Raw genomic sequence first — 802 nt, forward strand, 5'->3', positions numbered from 1 at the left:
CTGATGGGGTCTGATGGGGTTATCGCCGTGGCGCAAAGGGCCGTTTGATCTGTTTGGCGTGCACGTCGACACCGAATGGCGTTCAGACTGGAAATGGTCGCGCGTCGCCCCGCATCTGGATCTGAAGGGCAAACGCATCCTCGACGTCGGCTGCGGTAATGGTTACTACATGTGGCGCATGCTCGGCGCCGGGGCTGACAGCGTGATCGGCGTTGATCCGAACTGGCTGTTCTTCTGCCAGTTCCAGGCGGTGCAACGCTACCTGTCCGAACCCAATGCCTGGCACCTGCCGTTCCCGTTCGAAGACCTGCCGCAAGAGCTGGAAGGTTTCGACACCGTGTTTTCCATGGGCGTGTTCTACCATCGCCGCTCACCGATCGAGCATCTGCTGGCGCTCAAAGATTGCCTGGTCAAGGGCGGTGAACTGGTGTTGGAGACACTGGTGATCGAAGGCGATCAGCAACAGGTGCTGGTGCCGGAAGACCGTTACGCGCAGATGCGCAACGTATGGTTTCTACCATCAGTACCGGCGCTGGAGCTGTGGTTGCGGCGTGCCGGGTTTACCGACGTACGTTGCGTGGACGTGAGCGTGACCACGGTCGAAGAACAGCGCGGGACGGAGTGGATGAAGTATCAGTCGCTGAGCGATTTTCTTGATCCGGACGATCATAGCAAGACGATCGAAGGACTACCGGCGCCGATGCGTGCGGTCATCATCGCCCGTAAGTAACCCCCAATCTCCAGATCAATGGAGATCGAAATGTGGGAGCGGGCTTGCTCGCGAAAGCGGTAGTTCAGACAG

At 59.0% G+C, this 802-nt stretch carries 1 pseudogene; it reads left to right on the forward strand.

What is annotated here, in order from left to right:
* Window positions 1-10 precede the first annotated feature (10 nt).
* A pseudogene (cmoB, locus tag AC1DRJ_RS30540) lies at window positions 11-730 on the forward strand (tRNA 5-methoxyuridine(34)/uridine 5-oxyacetic acid(34) synthase CmoB); the annotation flags it as partial.
* Window positions 731-802: the final 72 nt, after the last annotated feature.

Source organism: Pseudomonas sp. P5_B2, from assembly GCF_056400445.1.